The sequence below is a fragment of the Undibacterium sp. Ji83W genome (genome assembly GCF_049340385.1).
Lineage (GTDB): Bacteria > Pseudomonadota > Gammaproteobacteria > Burkholderiales > Burkholderiaceae_D > Undibacterium.
Genome location: NZ_JBMPOZ010000009.1, coordinates 1 through 19,243, shown reverse-complemented (window position 1 = coordinate 19,243; position 19,243 = coordinate 1). Strand labels below are relative to the sequence as shown.

At 51.0% G+C, this 19,243-nt stretch carries 16 protein-coding genes, 2 tRNA genes and 1 rRNA gene; 2 read left to right on the top strand and 17 right to left on the bottom strand.

The window, feature by feature from the left end:
• Positions 1 to 21 precede the first annotated feature (21 nt).
• A complete protein-coding gene (locus tag ACO0LD_RS15860) occupies positions 22 to 420 on the top strand; it encodes a thioredoxin family protein (RefSeq protein WP_423008464.1) in 399 nt (132 codons plus the stop codon).
• A 109-nt stretch (positions 421 to 529) separates the two neighbouring features.
• Here ACO0LD_RS15860 and ACO0LD_RS15855 read toward each other — a convergent pair.
• The 15 genes from ACO0LD_RS15855 to paaA form a co-directional block, all read right to left on the bottom strand.
• Positions 530 to 606: transfer RNA gene (locus ACO0LD_RS15855), tRNA-Arg, on the bottom strand.
• A 290-nt stretch (positions 607 to 896) separates the two neighbouring features.
• Positions 897 to 973: transfer RNA gene (locus ACO0LD_RS15850), tRNA-Arg, on the bottom strand.
• Between the two features lie 57 nt (positions 974 to 1,030).
• Positions 1,031 to 2,908 (bottom strand): potassium transporter Kup, encoded by a 1,878-nt coding sequence (locus ACO0LD_RS15845; RefSeq protein ID WP_423008462.1) that lies wholly within the window; start codon positions 2,906 to 2,908, stop codon positions 1,031 to 1,033.
• A gap of 249 nt (positions 2,909 to 3,157) precedes the next feature.
• Positions 3,158 to 5,989 (bottom strand): ATP-binding protein, encoded by a 2,832-nt coding sequence (locus ACO0LD_RS15840; RefSeq protein WP_423008460.1) that lies wholly within the window; start codon positions 5,987 to 5,989, stop codon positions 3,158 to 3,160.
• A gap of 237 nt (positions 5,990 to 6,226) precedes the next feature.
• Positions 6,227 to 8,272, bottom strand: a complete 2,046-nt coding sequence (gene paaZ, locus ACO0LD_RS15835) for a phenylacetic acid degradation bifunctional protein PaaZ (protein ID WP_423008458.1) — start codon at positions 8,270 to 8,272, stop codon at positions 6,227 to 6,229.
• 32 nt (positions 8,273 to 8,304) lie between these two features.
• Positions 8,305 to 8,904 (bottom strand): phenylacetic acid degradation protein PaaY, encoded by a 600-nt coding sequence (locus ACO0LD_RS15830; protein WP_423008456.1) that lies wholly within the window; start codon positions 8,902 to 8,904, stop codon positions 8,305 to 8,307.
• Positions 8,905 to 8,919: 15 nt separating this feature from the next.
• A complete protein-coding gene (pcaF, locus tag ACO0LD_RS15825; RefSeq protein ID WP_423008454.1) occupies positions 8,920 to 10,122 on the bottom strand; it encodes a 3-oxoadipyl-CoA thiolase in 1,203 nt (400 codons plus the stop codon).
• A 45-nt stretch (positions 10,123 to 10,167) separates the two neighbouring features.
• Positions 10,168 to 11,496, bottom strand: coding sequence for a phenylacetate--CoA ligase PaaK (paaK, locus tag ACO0LD_RS15820; RefSeq protein ID WP_423008452.1), 1,329 nt, complete (start codon positions 11,494 to 11,496; stop codon positions 10,168 to 10,170).
• A gap of 61 nt (positions 11,497 to 11,557) precedes the next feature.
• Positions 11,558 to 12,040 carry a hydroxyphenylacetyl-CoA thioesterase PaaI gene (gene paaI, locus ACO0LD_RS15815; protein ID WP_423008451.1) on the bottom strand — a complete coding sequence of 161 codons (483 nt, stop codon included), beginning with the start codon at positions 12,038 to 12,040 and terminating at the stop codon, positions 11,558 to 11,560.
• A gap of 40 nt (positions 12,041 to 12,080) precedes the next feature.
• Complete coding sequence (gene paaG / locus ACO0LD_RS15810) at positions 12,081 to 12,884, bottom strand: 2-(1,2-epoxy-1,2-dihydrophenyl)acetyl-CoA isomerase PaaG (protein WP_423008449.1); 804 nt, start codon at positions 12,882 to 12,884, stop codon at positions 12,081 to 12,083.
• A complete protein-coding gene (gene paaE, locus ACO0LD_RS15805) occupies positions 12,885 to 13,961 on the bottom strand; it encodes a 1,2-phenylacetyl-CoA epoxidase subunit PaaE (protein ID WP_423008447.1) in 1,077 nt (358 codons plus the stop codon). It lies immediately after the preceding gene.
• Positions 13,962 to 13,994: 33 nt separating this feature from the next.
• Entirely contained in the window at positions 13,995 to 14,525 is a 531-nt protein-coding gene (paaD, locus tag ACO0LD_RS15800; RefSeq protein WP_423008444.1) for a 1,2-phenylacetyl-CoA epoxidase subunit PaaD, read from the bottom strand.
• On the bottom strand, positions 14,519 to 15,298 hold the full coding sequence (gene paaC / locus ACO0LD_RS15795; RefSeq protein WP_423008442.1) for a 1,2-phenylacetyl-CoA epoxidase subunit PaaC: 780 nt from the start codon (positions 15,296 to 15,298) through the stop codon (positions 14,519 to 14,521). Before paaC ends, paaD begins: the two co-directional genes overlap by 7 nt.
• A gap of 47 nt (positions 15,299 to 15,345) precedes the next feature.
• Complete coding sequence (gene paaB, locus ACO0LD_RS15790) at positions 15,346 to 15,630, bottom strand: 1,2-phenylacetyl-CoA epoxidase subunit PaaB (RefSeq protein ID WP_110252930.1); 285 nt, start codon at positions 15,628 to 15,630, stop codon at positions 15,346 to 15,348.
• Between the two features lie 18 nt (positions 15,631 to 15,648).
• Entirely contained in the window at positions 15,649 to 16,638 is a 990-nt protein-coding gene (gene paaA / locus ACO0LD_RS15785) for a 1,2-phenylacetyl-CoA epoxidase subunit PaaA (protein ID WP_423008440.1), read from the bottom strand.
• 197 nt (positions 16,639 to 16,835) lie between these two features.
• On the opposite strand from paaA, the gene paaX reads away from it, so the two are divergent.
• Positions 16,836 to 17,756: a phenylacetic acid degradation operon negative regulatory protein PaaX gene (paaX, locus tag ACO0LD_RS15780; protein WP_423008438.1), complete on the top strand. Its 921-nt coding sequence runs from the start codon at positions 16,836 to 16,838 to the stop codon at positions 17,754 to 17,756.
• 75 nt (positions 17,757 to 17,831) lie between these two features.
• Here the strand turns inward: paaX and ACO0LD_RS15775 are convergent, their stop codons facing one another.
• Positions 17,832 to 18,272, bottom strand: a complete 441-nt coding sequence (locus ACO0LD_RS15775; RefSeq protein WP_423008436.1) for a VOC family protein — start codon at positions 18,270 to 18,272, stop codon at positions 17,832 to 17,834.
• An 863-nt stretch (positions 18,273 to 19,135) separates the two neighbouring features.
• Positions 19,136 to 19,243 (bottom strand): 5S ribosomal RNA (rrf, locus tag ACO0LD_RS15770); the annotation flags it as partial.

Sequence of the window (19,243 nt, the reverse complement as noted above, 5' to 3'; positions counted from 1 at the left end):
AATTGCACGATGAACTCGATAATGAATACCGAAGACATTTCCTCAGTAAAGGCTGAACTGGCAAATAAAGACTGGCTAGTCGCCTGCCTGTGCGCCGCCTGGTGCGACACCTGCAATTTCTACAGGTCATCCTTTGATGATCTGATGAGCAAGCATCCGGACAAATGCTTTGCCTGGATAGACATAGAAGATCAGGCGCATCTGGTTGACGAAGTGGATATAGAAAACTTCCCTACCATCCTGATACAGCATCGTGATCAGGTAGTTTTCCTGGGCACGGTCTTACCGGATGCGGCACAATTGCAACGCCTGATTCAGTCTATGACAGAAAAAACACCAGACCAACAAGTCAAGCGCAACGCCATGAACCAGGAAGCTCCAGAGGGCTGGAATATACGCGAATTGATACTCGCGAGCTAAGCAAGCATCAATGATCTGCAGCAATGCTGCAGATCAAAGCCATGTATTTCGCTAATTTCTAACGCCAAAAAGACAAAAGGGACTAGATTTGCATCTAGTCCCTTGAATCTGGTGCGGCTGGCAGGAATCGAACCCACGACCCCTTGGTTCGTAGCCAAGTACTCTATCCAGCTGAGCTACAGCCGCGAAAAACAAGATTATAGCGAGATTCAGGAAAAATGAAAAGCCCCAAGGGGTAGATTATTTTGAATTTGAACAAAATCAGCTCTCTTACTCCAGCTTCCCCCTATAAATTTGAATCAAATAGCAAAAACTGAAAAAGGCGTTTCGCAGAAATATCCCAGAAAAATGCTGCGAGGAAGAAAGCACTTCTGTCTGGACTTGCATCAAATATAAATATTATGACGCTGCTGAAGCAATTTTTTGCAAGCCCAAAAAGACAAAAGGGACTAGATTTTCATCTAGTCCCTTGAATCTGGTGCGGCTGGCAGGAATCGAACCCACGACCCCTTGGTTCGTAGCCAAGTACTCTATCCAGCTGAGCTACAGCCGCGAAAGACCGAGAGTATAGCACAGGCATTTTGATTTGATAAGCGCCCGTGCCAAGTTTTTAGATTTCCACTTGCGAACCCACCTCAATAACCCGGTTGCTGGGGATCTGGTAGAAATCAGCCGCATCGCGGGCAATACGGGACATGGCAACGAAAACACTCTCGCGCCACATAGCCATGCCACTGCCAGGACTGGAGATAATAGTCTGACGGGAAATGAAGTATGAAGTCTCCATAGGTTCAAACGTCAGGCCATATGGTGCGCACAATGCCAGGGCATTCGGGATATCAGGTTCATTCTTGAAACCATAATAGACATCAATCTGATAACAGGCGTTACCAAGATCAACGACCTTGATTCTTTCCGAGAATGGTACCCAGGGAATCTCTCGATTATGCAAAGTCAGGAAAATCACGCGTTCATGCAAGATCTTGTTATGCGAAAGATTATGCAACAGTGCATGTGGCACGCCATCGGCCTCGCCGCGCAGGAAGATAGCTGTACCCGCAACGCGCACTGGTGGTGAAACAAACAGGGATTCAAGGAAATCTTCCAATGGAATCGCATGTTTTTTCAGGTTATCAAACACCAATTCACGGCCACGTTTCCAGGTCATCATCAAGGTGAACATGACAATACCAAGTACAACCGGGAACCAGCCGCCATGGAAAAACTTCAGCACATTAGCAGAGAACAATGCCACGTCAATGAACAAGAAAAAACCTGTCGCTGCAAAACATAGAAAAGGATTGTATTTCCAGCCGTAACGAATCACGAAGAAGGTGAGCAACGAAGTGACCAACATGGTGCCAGTGACCGCAATGCCATAGGCTGATGCCAGGCTGGAAGATGAGCCAAATCCGACAACTGCAGCAACGACGACCGCGAGTTGCAACCAGTTGACTGCGGGTATATAAATCTGACCTATCTCTTTAGAAGAGGTATGAACGATCTCCATACGCGGCATGATGCCTAAGGAAATTGCCTGTTTGGTCATGGAGAAAGAGCCTGAGATCGTCGCCTGTGAAGCAATTACCGTCGCTATCGTCGACAAAATCACCAGAGGATAAACACTCCATGCACCAAGTTGCTGATAAAAAGGATTACTGACTGCTTCAGGAGTGGCAAGTAATAGCGCACCCTGTCCAAGATAGTTCAGCCCCAATGAAGGAAACACAATCATGAACCAGGCTGCACGTATGGGTTTACTACCAAAATGTCCCATATCTGCGTAGAGCGCTTCGGCACCTGTAAATGCGAGCACGACAGCACCCAAGGCAAGGAAAGCCAGCCATTTGTATTCAGTCAGAAAATGGAATGCATATGCAGGATTCAGCGCCCACAATATACCCGGCATCTTGGCGATATTATATAAACCCATGCCAGCAAGCACGATGAACCAGACCACCATAATGGGGCCAAACCATTTACCTATGCCTGCCGTACCTTTGTACTGGACAGAATATAACAGCAACAACACCACCAAGGTAATTGGTACAACATAGGGGGTAAATGCAGGTGTGGCGACTTCCAGACCTTCTATCGCCGACAGCACTGAAATGGCTGGGGTAATGACGCCATCACCATAAAATAGCGCAGCACCAAACAATCCCAAAACAAGTAAAGTGAAATGCCATTTTGAGGATTTGCCTACGGACTCCAGCGCTAACGCCGTCAAGGCCATAATGCCGCCTTCACCACGATTATCTGCCCTGAGTATTAAAGTCACGTACTTGATGGCGACAATGATCAGTAGCCCCCAGACAATCAACGAGACCACGCCGAAAATATTCGCCTCATTCAGGGGAAGACCATGTTCTTTTGAAAATACCTCTTTCATCGTGTAAAGAGGGCTAGTACCTATATCGCCATAGACGATGCCGACAGCAGCCAGGGTCAAGCCTGCAATGCTGCTTTTAGTGTGTTGATTAGCCAATTGTGTACCTTGTTATTATTGGTGCATTGCACAATAGGTGAATTCGACCGGATTTTCAAGTAAGTGCAACAAAAAAAGGATGCTTGACAAGGATCAAATTCAAGCGATTGCTTTTTCCTGAATATCCAAATTTGCGCATGCTGTTTTCTGCAATTCTGATTATTTTATCAATTTAATACTGGTGCCATCCATGAAACTCATGCTGCGAACTCATACAGTGGGCTCATGTAGTGAATTCATATAGCGAATTCATACAACGAGGGGTAAATCCAGATAAAAACTGGTTCCAGCGCCAAGACTGCTTTTGACACTAAGCTGTCCATGCAAAATCGAGGTAGTAATGTTGTAGCAAATATTTAATCCCAGACCACTGCCGCCCTGCCCCAATTTGGTAGTGAAAAAAGGATCAAAAATCCTCTTTTGATTTTCTTCGGGTATACCTGCGCCATCGTCACTGAATGCGATCAACACGCGCTGCGCATCCACCAGCGTGACATTGATATCCATATGACCCGCCTGTCTTTTATCGAAAGCATGCAGGATGGAGTTTTCCACCAGGTTGCTAATCACCTGCCCAAGAGACCCCGGATAACTATCCATGTGGATGTTATACGGCACATTCACTTGTATGCTGTGCCCGGTTTGAGTGATGCGTATATTCAGGGTAGCAATGATGTCATGCAAAACCTGGCGCAGGTCAAAGCTGCGCCTGTGCTCAGATGTGCGGTCTACAGCCACCTGTTTGAAACTGCTGACCAGAGTCGCGGCGCTACTCAATCCACGCATCAGTATTTCTGATGAGGTTTTGACTTCTTCACAAAAATTATTCAAGTCAGAACGCCTCAGGGTTTGTCCTGCCAGCTTGCTGCTCAGATAGCGGCTGCCATCCTGCAAGGTACTGGCAACCAGCAGGCAATTACCTATGGGTGTATTGAGTTCATGTGCAACACCGGCGACCAGTGAGCCCAGGGCAGCCAGTTTTTCTTGTGCCAGCAAATGCTCCTGGGTTTTTTGCAAGCGCATATATGCGTCGGCATTGCCAAGAGCAATCGCACCATAGGCGCATAGCGAACGAAAGATCATCCGTTCTCTATCACCATACACATGCTGACGCGAAGACTGTATGGTCATCGCCCCCAATATTCTGTCGCCAATAATCAGCGGTGCAAAAAGCATGCTGTGTACCATTTCCGTACCGGGTATCAGACCTGGCAATTCATCTTCGGCGGCCAGCTCTATGGCAACTTCACGGCGTTCTTTGACGCAGCGTATTGAGTTAGACACCGGGCTGGACATATATACCGTATCTGGTTCTATCGGTATGCCATTCTCGACACCAAAGGCTGAGGTCATGCTTTGCTGGTCGTCATCCATCATGTAGATGACGAAGGCAGTGACATGCAATAAATCATGGACATGGCGATTCAAGGCATCAAAGACCGCTGCAGCATCCAGGCTGGCGGTAATTTCCTGTCCTATGGTTCCCAATTTTTCCAGCACGACGCTGGTTTGTTGCAAGACCCCGGCGCGCTGGGCTTCGGCAGCGGCCAGTTGACGCAGGTGTTCGCTTTCTGCCTTCATGCGTTCAGTCTGCTGGCTAAGCTGCATGGCATTCAGGCGATTGGCAGATGCGCGGTTATGGCTTTTTTCACGGGCGGTCAAGGCAAGCTGACCAAATTCATAGGCTTCGCGAAAACTGTCAGCGGCGGCATAGGCATGGGCTATTTCTTCATACAGGTCAGCAGGTATAGTAAAGCCGCTGATATGCCCCGCCAAATCCAGTGCCATACGCAGATAATGCAAGGGGGCGCTGGCGGCCTGCATTTCTGCCGGTTCAGGCAAACTATGGCGCATATACAGAGCGGCAAGCACACGCAAGACTTCTATATGCCGGTAACTGTCGGTACTCTGGCGTGCAAGTGTCAGTGCTTCCAGCGCAGCAGCCAAAGCCGCCTTGGCCTGCCCTTGCATGGATAAGGCATTTGCATAACCACGGCGTGATCCTATACGAAAATCCAGATGATTTTTTTTATCCGCCCAGGAGATCAGATCAAAGAAACTGTTCAAGGCCATTGCATATTCGCCCATGTCGAGAGACAAGTCTCCCAGATAGCGCAGGGCCAGCAAATGCGAGCGAGAGCCTGCCACACGTGCAACGATAGGCAAGGCATTTTCCAACATTTCTTTGGCGGCTTCCAAACGCCCCAGCCGGCGCAGAGTCTCAGACATTTGTATCAGACAACTGGCAATGCTATTTGGCCAACCGGCAGCCCTGGCCAGATCCAGGCCATCCTGTATCCATTGCAATGCAGACTGATGATCACTCATGCTGTTGAAGGCATCGCCAACGTTGCTGGCAACATTGATCATGCGGCGCTTTTGTCCATAGTTCCGGGCAAATTCAAATACCTGTATTCCACGCGCAGCTGACTCACCGAAGTCACTGGTGAGGGAGTAGGTGTACATCAAAAATTCATTGATATAACTGCGCAAGAAAAGATCCGTGCTCTGGCTTTCAGGATTGCGGCTTGCGCCCCAACGCTCCAGCGCTAACGGCAGATTGCGCAATACCAGTTGATTTGCCAGCAGGGATTCAGCCGCCACCTCGCGCATACAATCTTTGGCCTGGCGGGCAAACTGCATGGCCTGGCCGATCTCAAACTCAACGACCGGCACTTCGCCTTTTTGCAAGCCCACACAGGCGAGCAAAAAACGTGCATCTGCAGTGCAACGGGCCGCCTCGATGGATGCACCATCTGCTGCCAGTTGCAAAGCCAGGTCTGATAACTGGGCCGACTTATCAAACTCGCCGTATAACCATGCAGCCTCGGCCCTGACCAGTACCAATCTTGACCGCATGAGCCTGAATTGCTCACTACCGGAATCTGTATCAGGATGATTGGGGAAGAAATCGTTCAGCAGATGCTCTGCCGTTTGCGCAAGATACAAAGCTCTGGCGGTGTCACGCTGCCGCAGATGCCATGCCAGACATAGCTGCATATCCAATAATTCCATCCCCCGCAAATCAGGTAATTCGCGTTCCCATTGTTCTACTTCGTCATTGGTAACGAACATTTCCATGGGATGAAATTAAGAAGGTTGAACGATTTTTGGAACTTGAATATTAAAGAAATAGTATCAGATCAAGAGGGAATTTGAAGTTAATCCGGCCGCCAGATGCCTGCATTTGAAGAATATTGACAAAACCATATACTGAAAAGTAACACTGGCTTGCGTTCAAGCGGAGAACGCAAGCCTTTAATTAACTTTAGGGCAATTTAATTAAATTTCAAATAATGTTTAATACTCAACAGCAGCTCAAGCTTGCTTCTTAGCCACCAGAGTTAAAATATCATAGGACGCCACCAGCTCATTATCCTGATTGGTCACTTCCACATCCCAGGCTACCACGCCCTGCCCCACACCTTTGGCATCTTTCTTTTGCCTGTCAATCTTGCGCTTGCAGGTCAGGCGTGCGCGTATGGTGTCACCTATTCCTACCGGCTTGATGAAGCGCAAGGTATCAAGGCCATAGTTGGCCAGGACAGGGCCGGGTGCAGGGGACACGAACAAACCCGCAGCCGCTGACAATACGAAATAACCGTGCGCAATACGCTTGCCGAAAGGGCTTTCTTTGGCAGCGATCTCATCGAAATGCATGTAGAAAAAATCACCGGACAAACCACCAAAGGCAACGATATCGGCTTCACTGACAGTACGCCTGTGTGTCAGCAGGGACATGCCAATCTGCAAGTCTTCAAAATAGCGGCGGAAAGGATGGACATCAGATTCCAGCACGGCAGCACCACGCACATGCTCTGCCGTCACTGCGGCCAGCATGGTGGGCGAACCCTGCACGGCAGCTCTTTGCAGATAATGTTTGACTGCACGGCTGCCACCCAGCTCTTCACCACCACCGGCACGGCCAGGGCCGCCATGCTTCAACTGCGGCAAGGGAGAACCATGGCCAGTTGATTCTGGTGCTGACTCTGCATTCAATATCATCAGGCGACCATGTCGTGCCGCCATATGCGGTATCGCCATAGCAGCGATATGCGGGTCTTTGGTGACCAAGGTAGCCACCAGGCTGCCGCAGCCTTTTGCCGCCAGCGTCAGGGCTTCCTGCATGTCCTGATATGGCATCAGTGTCGTTACCGGGCCAAAGGCTTCAATCTCGTGCACTGCCTGATTTTGCATGGGTTGACGACAGACGATCAGGGTTGGTGAAACGAAAGCGCCCTGCTCCAGTCCTTCGCCCTGCAATTGCGCTGGCACAGTACCACCACAGATGATTTGATTACCTGCTGCCAGTTGCTGAATACTGGCCAGTACGTCGTGTTGCTGGGCACGGCTGGCCAGCGGCCCCATGCGTACACCATCAAGACGTGGATCACCAACGATGGTTTTTTCCAGCCTGGCGCGGATTTTTTCTGCCACCACATCCAGTTGTGCTGCGGGCACCATGGCCCTGCGTATGGCCGTGCATTTTTGCCCGGCCTTGGCCGTCATTTCACGCACCACTTCTTTGACGTATAGATCCAGTTCTTCATCATCCACCGCTACATCCAGCCCCAATATTGCGCAATTCAGTGAATCAGCTTCGGCATTGAAAGGGATGGCACGGCGCACGATATTCGGATGCACCTTCAATTGCGCTGCCGTTGCAGCAGAACCGGTGAAGGTAACGACATCGGTTTCTTCCAGCAAATCAAGCAAGTTGCCAGTGGAGCCTATGATCAGTTGCAAACTACCCTCGGGCAGCAAGCCACTGGCATGAATTTGCCTGACCAGTGCCTCGGTCAGATACGAGGTCGCTGTCGCTGGTTTGACTATACATGGCATACCCGCCAAAAAGCTGGGTGCAAATTTTTCCAGCAAGCCCCAGACCGGGAAATTGAAGGCATTGATATGCACCGCCACACCCTGGCGCGGCACAAGAATGTGCGTACCAGAAAAATACCCTTGCTTACCCAATGGTATAGCCGGGCCTTCGTGCACCACATTCCCGGACGGGAATTCATTCGTGCCTATGCTCGCGTAGGCAAATACGGTACCTGCGCCACCTTCTATATCTATCCAGCTATCGCTACGCGTTGCGCCGGTGTGAGATGAAATGGCGTATAGCTCTTCCTTGTGTTCAGTCAGGTATTTGGCCAGGGCGCGCAAGATAGCAGCACGCTGCTGGAAGTCCAGCGCCAGCAATTTTTTCAGGCCAGTCTGTCTTGCATAAGTCAGCGCTGCGCCAAAGTCCAGGGCTTCGGCATGGCTGGCGTAAATTGCGCTGCCATCGATGGCGCTATGCAAAACTTGTTGAGGCTCTGCACCTGTCCACACACCGGCAATCCAGCTTTGCAAAATTTTCATGGGCTACCCTCTTAAATTCTTAGCTATTCAGATCAGGGCTTGGTGCCGTAAGTCGGCAAGCCTGCCGCGAGCGCAATGCGCGGGCGGTTTTCTTCTACTGCAGTCAGCGCTTCCACTTCCTGCATACTGGCGAGTGAGCGTCTGGCCAGTGCATGGTATTGCGCCGTACCTTCCGTCTTCCAGGCGATTTCTTCATCGCGCAAGACTCGCGCAATACGGGCTGGCGCGCCCATGACCAGGCTGCGTGACGGCACATCCATACCGGCTTTGACAAATGACATGGCAGCGACGATGGATGCTTCACCGATGACAGCCTTGTCCATGATCACGGCATTCATGCCGACCATGGCGTTTTTACCTATGCGGCAGCCATGTAATACTGCGCCGTGACCGATATGCCCGTCCTGCTCAACCACTGTATCGCTATCGGGGAAGCCATGGATGACGCAGGTATCCTGCACATTCGCGCCGTCTTCCAGAACAATGCGGCCAAAATCACCACGCAGGCTAGCAGACGGGCCGATATAACAACCAGGCCCGACGATCACATCGCCGATCAGCGTAGCGCTGGGGTGTACATAGGCGGTGGGATGCACCACCGGTATCAGGCCATCGATTGCATATATAGTCATGCCACTTCCTTGGCTTCAGACACGTTCTATGATGAGGGCAATACCCTGCCCTACACCTATGCACATGGTGCACAACGCATAGCGGCCATTGATACGCTCCAGCTGGTTCAGTGCTGTGGTTACCAGACGTGCACCGGATGCGCCCAATGGATGACCTATCGCTATCGCCCCACCATTCGGATTGACATGCGCAGCATCATCAGCCAGGCCAAGATCACGCGTGACTGCCAGTCCTTGTGCAGCAAAGGCTTCGTTAAGTTCGATGACATCCATCTGTGCCAGGCTCAAGCCGGTTTGCGCCAGCAGCTTACGTGTTGCAGGTGAAGGGCCAAAACCCATGATGCGCGGTGCCAGACCCGCTGTCGCCATGCCAACGATACGTGCACGTGGTGTCAGGCCATGCTGTTTTACTGCACCATCGGAAGCCAGCAATAAAGCGCAGGCACCGTCATTGACGCCGGATGCGTTACCGGCAGTGACTGTACCATCTGGTTTGACCACGCCTTTGAGGCGAGACAGCATGGCGATATCTGTATCCGGACGTGGATGTCCATCGGTAGTAAACAAAATGGCTTCGCCCTTTTTTTGCGGGATGCTAACGGGGATGATTTCCCCGGCAAAAAAACCGGCAGCGTGGGCTGCTGCCCAGCGCTGCTGGCTACGCAGGGCAAAAGCATCCTGGTCAGCGCGATTGATGCCAAATTGTTCGGCGACGTTTTCTGCAGTTTCGGGCATGGAATCTATGCCGTATTTCGCCTTCATCAAGGCATTCACAAAACGCCAGCCTATGGTTGTATCTTCTATTTTTGCCGCACGTGAAAAAGCACTGTCGGCCTTGGCCATGACAAAGGGTGCACGCGTCATGCTCTCTACGCCGCCAGCAATAATCAGCGAAGCTTCGCCCGATTTGATGGCACGCCCGCCTATGCCTATGGCATCCAGGCTGGAGCCACACAAACGGTTGATGGTGTTGGCTGGCACATCTACCGGCAAGCCAGCCAGCAGTGCTGCCATGCGGCCAACATTGCGGTTATCTTCACCTGCCTGGTTGGCACAACCGTAGTACACGTCATCAACCATTTTCCAGTCGACACCTGCATTGCGCTCCATCAATGCCTTGATCGGCAAGGCTGCCAGATCATCGGTACGTATGCTGGCCATGGCACCGCCGTAACGGGCGAATGGGGTCCTGACAGCGTCGCATATCCATGCTTCCATTTTCTTTCCTTTGTCTCTTATTTTTTGACTGGCTTACTCAATTACTCAAGCCTTTTTACGATTGTCCACAACGCGCCTGGCCTTGCCGACCATAGTGCGTTCTATGCTGTTGGCTGGCAGTATGCTGACGTTGCAACTGACACCTATAAAGGTCTTGATATGATGCTCAAGCTGCTGGTGCAATTGCTTCACATCCTGCTCTGACAAAGTGCCTGATACTTCAGGCCGCAGTTCAGCTACGATGTCAAGCTTGTCCATATGACCTTCACGCGTCACTACCAGTTGATATTGTGGTGCCAGTTGCGGATGTTTAAGTATCAGTTCTTCTACTTGTGTGGGGAATAAATTCACGCCACGGATGATGAGCATGTCGTCAGAGCGGCCAGTGATCTTGCCCATGCGGCGCATGGCGCGTGAAGTTGGCGGAAGCAGACGCGTCAGGTCACGGGTACGGTAGCGTATGACGGGAAAAGCTTCCTTGCTCAGCGAGGTAAATACCAGTTCACCTTCTTCGCCATCTGGCAAGACTTCACCCGTTTCGGGATTGATAATCTCCGGGTAAAAATGGTCTTCCCAGATCACCGGGCCATCCTTGCTTTCTATGCATTCGCTGGCGACGCCTGGCCCCATGACTTCTGACAAGCCATAGATATCAACGGCATCAATACCGGCACGCGTTTCGATTTCACTGCGCATGGCGTCGGTCCATGGTTCGGCACCGAAGATCCCTATCCGCAGGGACGTGTTGGCGGCATCTATTCCCTGGCGCGTCATTTCTTCTATGATATTAAGCATATAAGAAGGCGTGACCATGATGATGGATGGCTGGAAATCCTGTATCAGTTGCACCTGTTTTTCTGTCTGACCACCAGACATGGGAATGACAGTACAGCCCAGTCGCTCTGCGCCATAATGCGCGCCCAAACCACCAGTGAACAGGCCATAGCCATAAGAGACTTGCACGATATCACCCGCACGGCCACCAGCCGCACGTATCGAGCGCGCCACCAGGTCTGCCCAGTTATCGATATCTTTTTGCGTATAACCAACCACTGTCGGTTTGCCTGTAGTACCGCTGGATGCATGCACCCTCACCACCTTTTCACGCGGCACCGCAAACATGCCGAATGGATAGTTGTCACGCAAATCTTTCTTGCCTGTGAAAGGAAATTTCGCCAGGTCAGTCAGGGTTTTCAAATCATCAGGGTGTACGCCGGCCGCATCAAAACTGGCGCGGTAATGTGGGACATTGTTATACACATGCTGCAAAGTCCATTTCAAGCGCTGCAATTGCAAGGCCTGAAGTTCGTCCTTGCTTGCTGTTTCTATTGCGTCCAGGCCCGTAGCTGTTTTTCTGTCTGTGTTGTCTGCCATGTCTTGTCTCCTGCTCACTTATCCTGATAATGGTCTCTATGATGAATGACTGAACACAAGTTCAACTTGGAACTGAATTTTCTTGTAATACCAGGCCAGGCACCACTTCTGTATTCAGCTTATGCGACTTGCCTCGAAATAGCGCAATCAACTGACCGTCCTGATTGCTCAGGCGTGCGTCATAAATACCGGTGCGGCCAGTCAGTGATTGTTCTTTCGCCGTCGCAGTAATGACGTCACCTTCGCGTCCTGGAGACAGGAATTCTATGCTGCAACCGGCGGCGACTGTCACCTGATTACGGCTATTGCAGGCAAAGGCAAATGCGCTGTCGGCGAGGGTAAACAGATAACCGCCGTGACAGGTCTTGTGCCCGTTCAGCATGTCAGATCTGATCAACATGCTGAGTGTTGCAGTACCTTCAGCCACATGAGTTATCTGCATGTCCAGCCCGCGCGTTGCGGCATCGCTGGCGAACATGGCGGCGGCAGTGAGTTCTGCCATGTGCTGACTGTCTTTGGCAAATTGCGTGGTTTCTGTACTCATCTATGCTTTTCCTTGGGCAGATCAAACTTACTTGCCAACCTTACTTGCCAACAAACTTGGGGGTGCGCTTCTCTACAAACGCCGCAACACCTTCACGATAGTCTTCACTTTGCCCCAGTTCACGCATCATCTTGGTTTCCAATATCAGTTGCTGTTCCAGGGTGTGCTGCGGGCTGGCGTAGATTGCCTGCTTGGTGAAGGCCAGGCCCTTGGTTGGTGCAGAAGCAAAATGCGTAGCCAAAGCCATGGCTTCAGTCTGCAACTGATCATCATCCACACACTTCCAGATCAGGCCCCATTGCTCTGCCTGTTCAGCACTGATTTTGCCACCTAGCATGGCGGCGCCCATGGCTCTGGCTGTGCCCAGGGCGCGTGGCAGGAAATAAGTGCCGCCGGTATCCGGTATCAAACCCAGTTTGCAAAAAACTTCAACAAAGCTGGCTGAACGTGCAGCCAATACAATGTCGCAGGCCAGCGGCAAATTGGCTCCAGCACCGGCTGCTACACCATTTACTGCGCAAATAACCGGGATGGGCAAAGCACGTAAGGCCAGTACCAAAGGTGCATAGTATTTTTCTACGGATGCCCCCAGGTCAGGCGGCGCAGCGTCGGCCGCATTATCTCCTTTCACGGCGCGGTCAGATAAATCCTGGCCTGCACAAAAGCCGCGCCCGGCGCCAGTCAGCACCATGACCCGTACAGAGGCGTCGGCCCGCAAGGTGGCCAGTGCATCCTGTATTTCCAGATGCATGGCAACGTTGAAACTATTAAGCTTTTCCGGGCGGTTCAGGGTCAGGTGGGCAATGCCGTCGCTGACGTGAAACAGGATGTGGGAATAGTCCATTCAATTCTCGCTATCAAAATCCAGGGTCAGGGTATCGCTGACCGGGAAGCTCTGGCAGGTCAGCACGAATCCGCGTGCCACTTCATAATCTTCAAGGGCATAATTCCTGTCCATATCGACCTTGCCGTCCACTACTTTGGAACGACAGGTAGAACACACGCCACCTTTGCAGGAATAACGCATATCATGCCCCAGCTTCAGGGCTGCATCCAGTACAGATTCCTTATCTTTTTCCATATCGAAATGGGTATGATGACCATCCATGATAATCGTCACGGCGCAAGACGATTTGCCAGGCAGAGGCTTGGCGCTGGCGACATGCCGGTGCGCCGGTATGCTGGCGGCAAACAACTCGACCTTGATCTGCTCTTTGGCCATTCCACGCTGTTGCAGCGCAGCGCTGACGGCGTGCATCATGTCTTCCGGCCCGCAGATGAAGGCGGCATCCATGTCGTCTATGCGTATCCATTGATCAAACAGGTTCAGGCATTTTTCTGCAGTAATGCGGCCATTGAACAAGTCTATATCCTGCTGCTCGCGACTCATGATGTAGATCAGGTTCAGGCGTTGCAGATAACTGTCTTTCAGCGCTGCCAGTTCTTCCTTGAACATGACTGTCGATGACGCGCGATTGCCATACACCAGGGTAAATTTGCTCTGCGGTTCTGTCTGTAACGTAGTCTTGATGATGGACAGCAAAGGCGTAATGCCACTGCCCGCTGCAAATGCCAGGTAGTGCTTTTCATGCTCAGCAGCCAGTGGCAAATTGAAATGCCCCATGGCAGGCATGACTTCAATATCCATACCTGGGCGCAAGCTGTCATGCACCCAGTTGGAAAATGCGCCGCCCTGCACACGCTTGATGGCAACCCGCAATTGCCCATCCTGTACGGCAGAACAAATTGAGTACGAGCGCCGTATATCTTCGCCTGCTATCTTGGCGCGCAAGGTCAGGTGTTGCCCTTCGCGGTAGGCAAACTGCGCCTGCAGATCGGCTGGCACGGCAAAGCTCAAGACTACGGCATCACGGGTTTCTGGCCGTATCTGGCTGACTGTCAGCGGGAAAAATTTACTCATGTAGAGTGGTCTCCTTTTATTTTTATTATTCGCTTAATGCGGTTTGAAGTAATCAAAAGGTTCCAGACAAGCCTTGCATTTATACAGCGCCTTGCAGGCAGTTGATCCAAACTGGCTGACCAGTTGGGTATCGACAGAACCACATTGTGGGCAAGAAATGGCTGGCTGTACTTCGCGATAACGCTGAATGGAGGAGATATCCACTACCTGTTGCTGTGGCGGTGCAATGCCATAGCCGCTGAGCTTTTGCCTGCCGGCTTCTGTCATCCAGTCGGTACTCCAGGCGGGTGACAGTTGATACACGATGCTGGGTGTGTTGATGCCGTGCGCCTGTAGTGTCTTGCCGATTTCCTCGGCAATCACCTCCATGGCCGGGCAACCAGAATAGGTGGGGGTAATCGTGATCACACATTCTGTGCCCTGCCATTCCACTGCGCGGATAATGCCCAGGTCTGTCACCGAAATGACCGGAATTTCAGGGTCACTGACTTCCCCCAGCCATTGCCAGATCTGCCCTGTGCTGGCAGGTGGGGTTTGCACATAGTCCATTGCAGAAGCTACCATTGCGCCCCCGGATAGGCACGTTGCAGGAACTGCATTTCTGCCAGCAGGTAACCTATGTGTTCAGTATGCACACCTTGCTTGCCGCCCTTTTGCATCCAGCTATTAGCGTCAGGCAGGCGCAAGGTGGCGGCATGCATGACATCGGCCAGATGGGTATCCCAGGCGGCTTTCAAATCGGAGGGTAATGGAGCGATGCCTGCCGCATGCATGGCGACATCGACCTCATCGTCCATGAACATTTCACCAGTGAATCGCCACAATTCTTCGAGAGCGGCCTGCATCATTTTCTGGCTCAATTCAGTACCATCACCCAGGCGTACCACGAGGTCGCTACTGCGACGCAAATGATAAGTGACTTCTTTCAATGATTTTTCTGCGATAGCAGCAATCTGCTGATCAGTAGATTGTTTCAATGCCTGCAGATAATGGTAATGCCAGGTATCGAACAGGAATTGCCGCATCAGGGTATCGGCATAAGTACCGTTCGGCTGTTCGAGCAATAAAAAATTATGAAAGTCGTGGGCGTCACGCAAAAACGCCAGATCGTCTTCTGTACGCCCTTTGCCTTCCAGTTCTGCTGCATAAGCATACCAGAGCCTGGCCTGACCTATCAGGTCCAGTGCCACATTGGTCAATGCCATATCCTCTTCCAGCGCCGGCCCCTTGCCACACCATTGCGACAGACGCTGGCTGAGTATCATGGCATGATCTGCCAGGCGCAAAACATGGCTGAACTTGTCATTGCGCTCGCGATTGAACTCATTCTCTGACATCTCAATTCTCCAGAATTATTTAGCTATGATGTATAGACTCAGTTCAATTACAGATTCTTGACTTCATCCGGCATGGGGAAGAAGGTTGGATGACGGTATACCTTGCTGTTTGATGGCTCAAATAACGCTTCCTTGTCGCCTGGACTGCTGGCAAAAATATCGCCTGCACGTGCCACCCAAATGCTGACACCTTCATTGCGGCGCGTATAGACATCACGCGCATGGTTGATCGCCATCTCTGCATCCGGTGCATGCAGGCTGCCTACATGCTTGTGCGCCAGTCCATGCTGGCTGCGTATGAATACTTCCCACAAGGGCCATTCTTTGCTCATGATCTGTCTCCAGTTTTCTTATGCACTGTGCTTTTTATTTTTTTGCTTGTCTGCGTGTGTTTGCAAGGCATCACGGAACCATGCACCATCGTCATATGCCTTGACGCGGGTACGCAGGCGTTCACGGTTACAGGGGCCATTGCCTTTCAAGACCTGGTAAAACTCATCCCAATTGATTTCACCAAAATCATAATGGCCACGTTCTTCATTCCATTTGATAGCTGGGTCAGGCAGTTGCAGCCCCAGGTATTCAATCTGCGGCACAGTCTGGTCCACCATGCGCTGACGCAATTCGTCATTGGAAAAAAGCTTGATACGCCATTGCGCGGATTGAGCGCTATTCACCGATGCTGCATCGGACGGCCCAAACATCATCAGAGCAGGCCACCAGTAACGATTCAACGCATCTTGCGCCATGGCTTTTTGTTCTGCCGTGCCACGGCACAGTGTCATCATGATGTCGTAACCCTGGCGCGCATGGAAGGATTCTTCCTTACAAACGCGTATCATGGCGCGGGAATACGGGCCGTAAGAGCAGCGGCATAAAGGTATCTGGTTGATGATGGCGGAACCGTCGACCAACCAGCCTATCGCCCCCATATCAGCCCAGCTCAGGGTCGGGTAATTGAAGATGCTAGAATACTTGGCTTTACCAGAATGCAGGTCGGCCAGCAGCTCATCGCGTGACACGCCCAAGGTTTCGGCAGCGCTGTAAAGATACAGGCCGTGCCCAGCTTCATCCTGGATTTTTGCCAGCAAGATGGCTTTACGTTTTAAGCTTGGTGCACGGGTCACCCAGTTGCCTTCAGGCAGTTGACCAACGATTTCAGAATGGGCATGCTGAGAGATTTGCCGTATCAAGGTTTTTCTGTAGGCGTCCGGCATCCAGTCTTTGGCTTCAATACGGATACCGGCATCGATGCGCGCCTGAAAAGCGCGCTCGGCATCGCTCAACTCTTCCGCAGTTTTGAGCTTGCTCAAGCCAGTCTCGACTAATTGTGCATACATGAAACACTCCTTGGCATCCTGAGGATGCGAACATGGAAGATTGATCTGCGTCAAACAATTATATGATACAGTTTTTATTAATGTTGAAGTTTTTTTGTATCATTTTAATTTTTTGATAGATTTACGCCTTATCAGCTACACCATAGGTAAAATCTGGACAACAACCAATACTTACATACCATCACTTATACAGCCGCATGCAGACCAGCACTGCCATCCAAAGCTGGATAGACCAGCAACTCACCAATAATCCGCCAAGGGCAAAATCCCTGGTGATGACAGTATTTGGCGATGCCATTGCCCCGCATGGCGGTACGATATGGCTAGGTAGTTTAATCTCATTAATGAGTCATTTTGGCATTAATGACAGATTAGTACGCACCAGTGTCTTCAGACTGGCTGAAGAAGGCTGGCTGGAAGCCAAACGGGATGGCCGACGCAGCACTTATCAACTGGCAACCGCAAGCTATGCCAGGTTCCAGCATGCCTACAAGCGCGTATATGTGCCACAAACAGGCAAGTGGGATCACTACTGGACATTGGTCATCATGAGTGGCGACGATACATCAACCGGCAACAAAGCCAGCCTGAAAAAAGAATTGCTGTGGGAAGGTTTTCGCATGATAAATGCAGGCGTATTTGCGCATCCCCAGGCAGATACTGCAGCCTTGCAAAATGTACTTGGACGTAATGGCTTCGCTGGATTATGCACAGTATGCCGCGCCAGCGATTTGAATTTGCCAAATGCCCGCCCTTTACCGTCACTGATCGCCAGCCACTGGCAACTCGATGAAGTGAATGTCGCCTACAAGAATTTTATTGAAGCATTCTCACCGCTGAAAAACCTGGTGCAAGGACAGTATCTTCCAGAGCACGCTGCCTTTGTCATCCGCAGCTTGCTGATACATAGCTTCCGTCGCACTCAATTGCACGATCCCAATTTGCCAAGCACTCTTCGGCCAGAGGGTTGGCTGGGTGATGAGGCATACCGGCTCTGCCGCGATCTGTACCGGGCTTGTTTTCGACCGGCAGAAAACTTGTTAAGCCAGGCCCTGGATCCTGAACATCGACAAGATAGCGGTTTGAGTTTACAAGAAAGGTTTGGCGGGCTTTTTTGAGGTCATGGATCTGTTTATATCATGTTGGCTGGCGCAGTATTAAAACCACGCGCGCGTTGAAGTACCCGCTTATAGTCACGTCTTAGGCAGTTGCTCGGCAAGCGCAACAATGATGCCCTCAGGTCCCCGGATATAAGCCAGGTTATACGTATTCTCATACTGCATTTCGCCAATCAGCTCTGCCCCGTGTTCAAGCATGCGGGCAACGACAGTATCAATTCCATCGACAGCGAACATTACACGGCGCAGGCCAAGCGTGTTCACCGGTGCATTTACCGGCCCAAATCTGATCGCGTCCGGCGTGTGGAATTTGTCCAGCTCAATCCCTAGTCCATCAGGCGTCCGCAACATAGCGAGAGTCGCGCGGACATCCTTGAGACCGATCAGATTTCCAACCAGTGGGCCTTCGACTGTTGTCTCGCCCTCCAGCCTGAGGCCAAGCGCAATGAAAAAGGCTTTGACAGCTTCGAGGTCATCGACAACGATGAGGATGTTGTCCATACGTTTAATTGTCATATCCTTGCTTCCTCACTTAATTGTTGATGCATATACCCGCCGCACTTGATGTGTGACGAGTTAACAATCCGGGGGATTCATCGTCACACAAGAAGTTATCATAAAAATGACATGGGCTCTTTACAGGCCTGACATTTGCGAATGTTATTTCAATTAAATCACTCGGCAATCACATCGTTTTTTATTGAGCGTAAATTGATACAGTAGATTTATGCTAAAGAGAAATAATACTCAAGTTGTAGCTACAAAAAAATGAACGTCTGTAAACCAATGAAGAAGTCGAATTAATGCAAATCCACAAGCGAGCATTTCTGTTGATCCGCGAACGCCACTGGAGCGCGAGCCCGGTAGCCTCCTGCCTGCGCAGGAGCGACAATTTGGAGGATTGTCATCTCAAGGTGGATATTGGTGTTCAAAGAGTTAGTTAAAACGATCAGGAGAGCGACGATACACGCATCTAACGCAAAAACTTGAACAGCAACTTTGCCGACAAGACTGGCGATGCAAGCAGTAAGCCGTCCAGATTGCAAGAGAATTAGCCTCCCCCCGTCGCTCCAGCGCAGGCTGGAGCCTAGCGTCGTTGGTTGATGAGCCGTGGCGACAGTAGTGATTCAGTGACGGAGAAGCGGTGTGGCCTGCAAACAGATAAAAAAACCAAGACACAGAGTAAAAAAGCAGAGATTTCGCATGTTTTTGCTGCTCTTTTGTCTTTCTTGCCTTCCTCTGTGGAACTCTGTGTCTCCGTGCCTCTGTGTTGAGAGGTCTTGACCCTTGTTTTTGTTTGCTACGGTCCGGTACATTTTCCGTTCGCACAAAAGCAAAACCCCCACTCAAGTTCATGAGTGGGGGTATGCGGAATAAAAGCCTGACGATAACCTACTTTCACACTGGTTGCAGCACTATCATTGGCGCGTAATCGTTTCACGGTCCTGTTCGGGATGGGAAGGGGTGGTACCGATTAGCTATGGTCA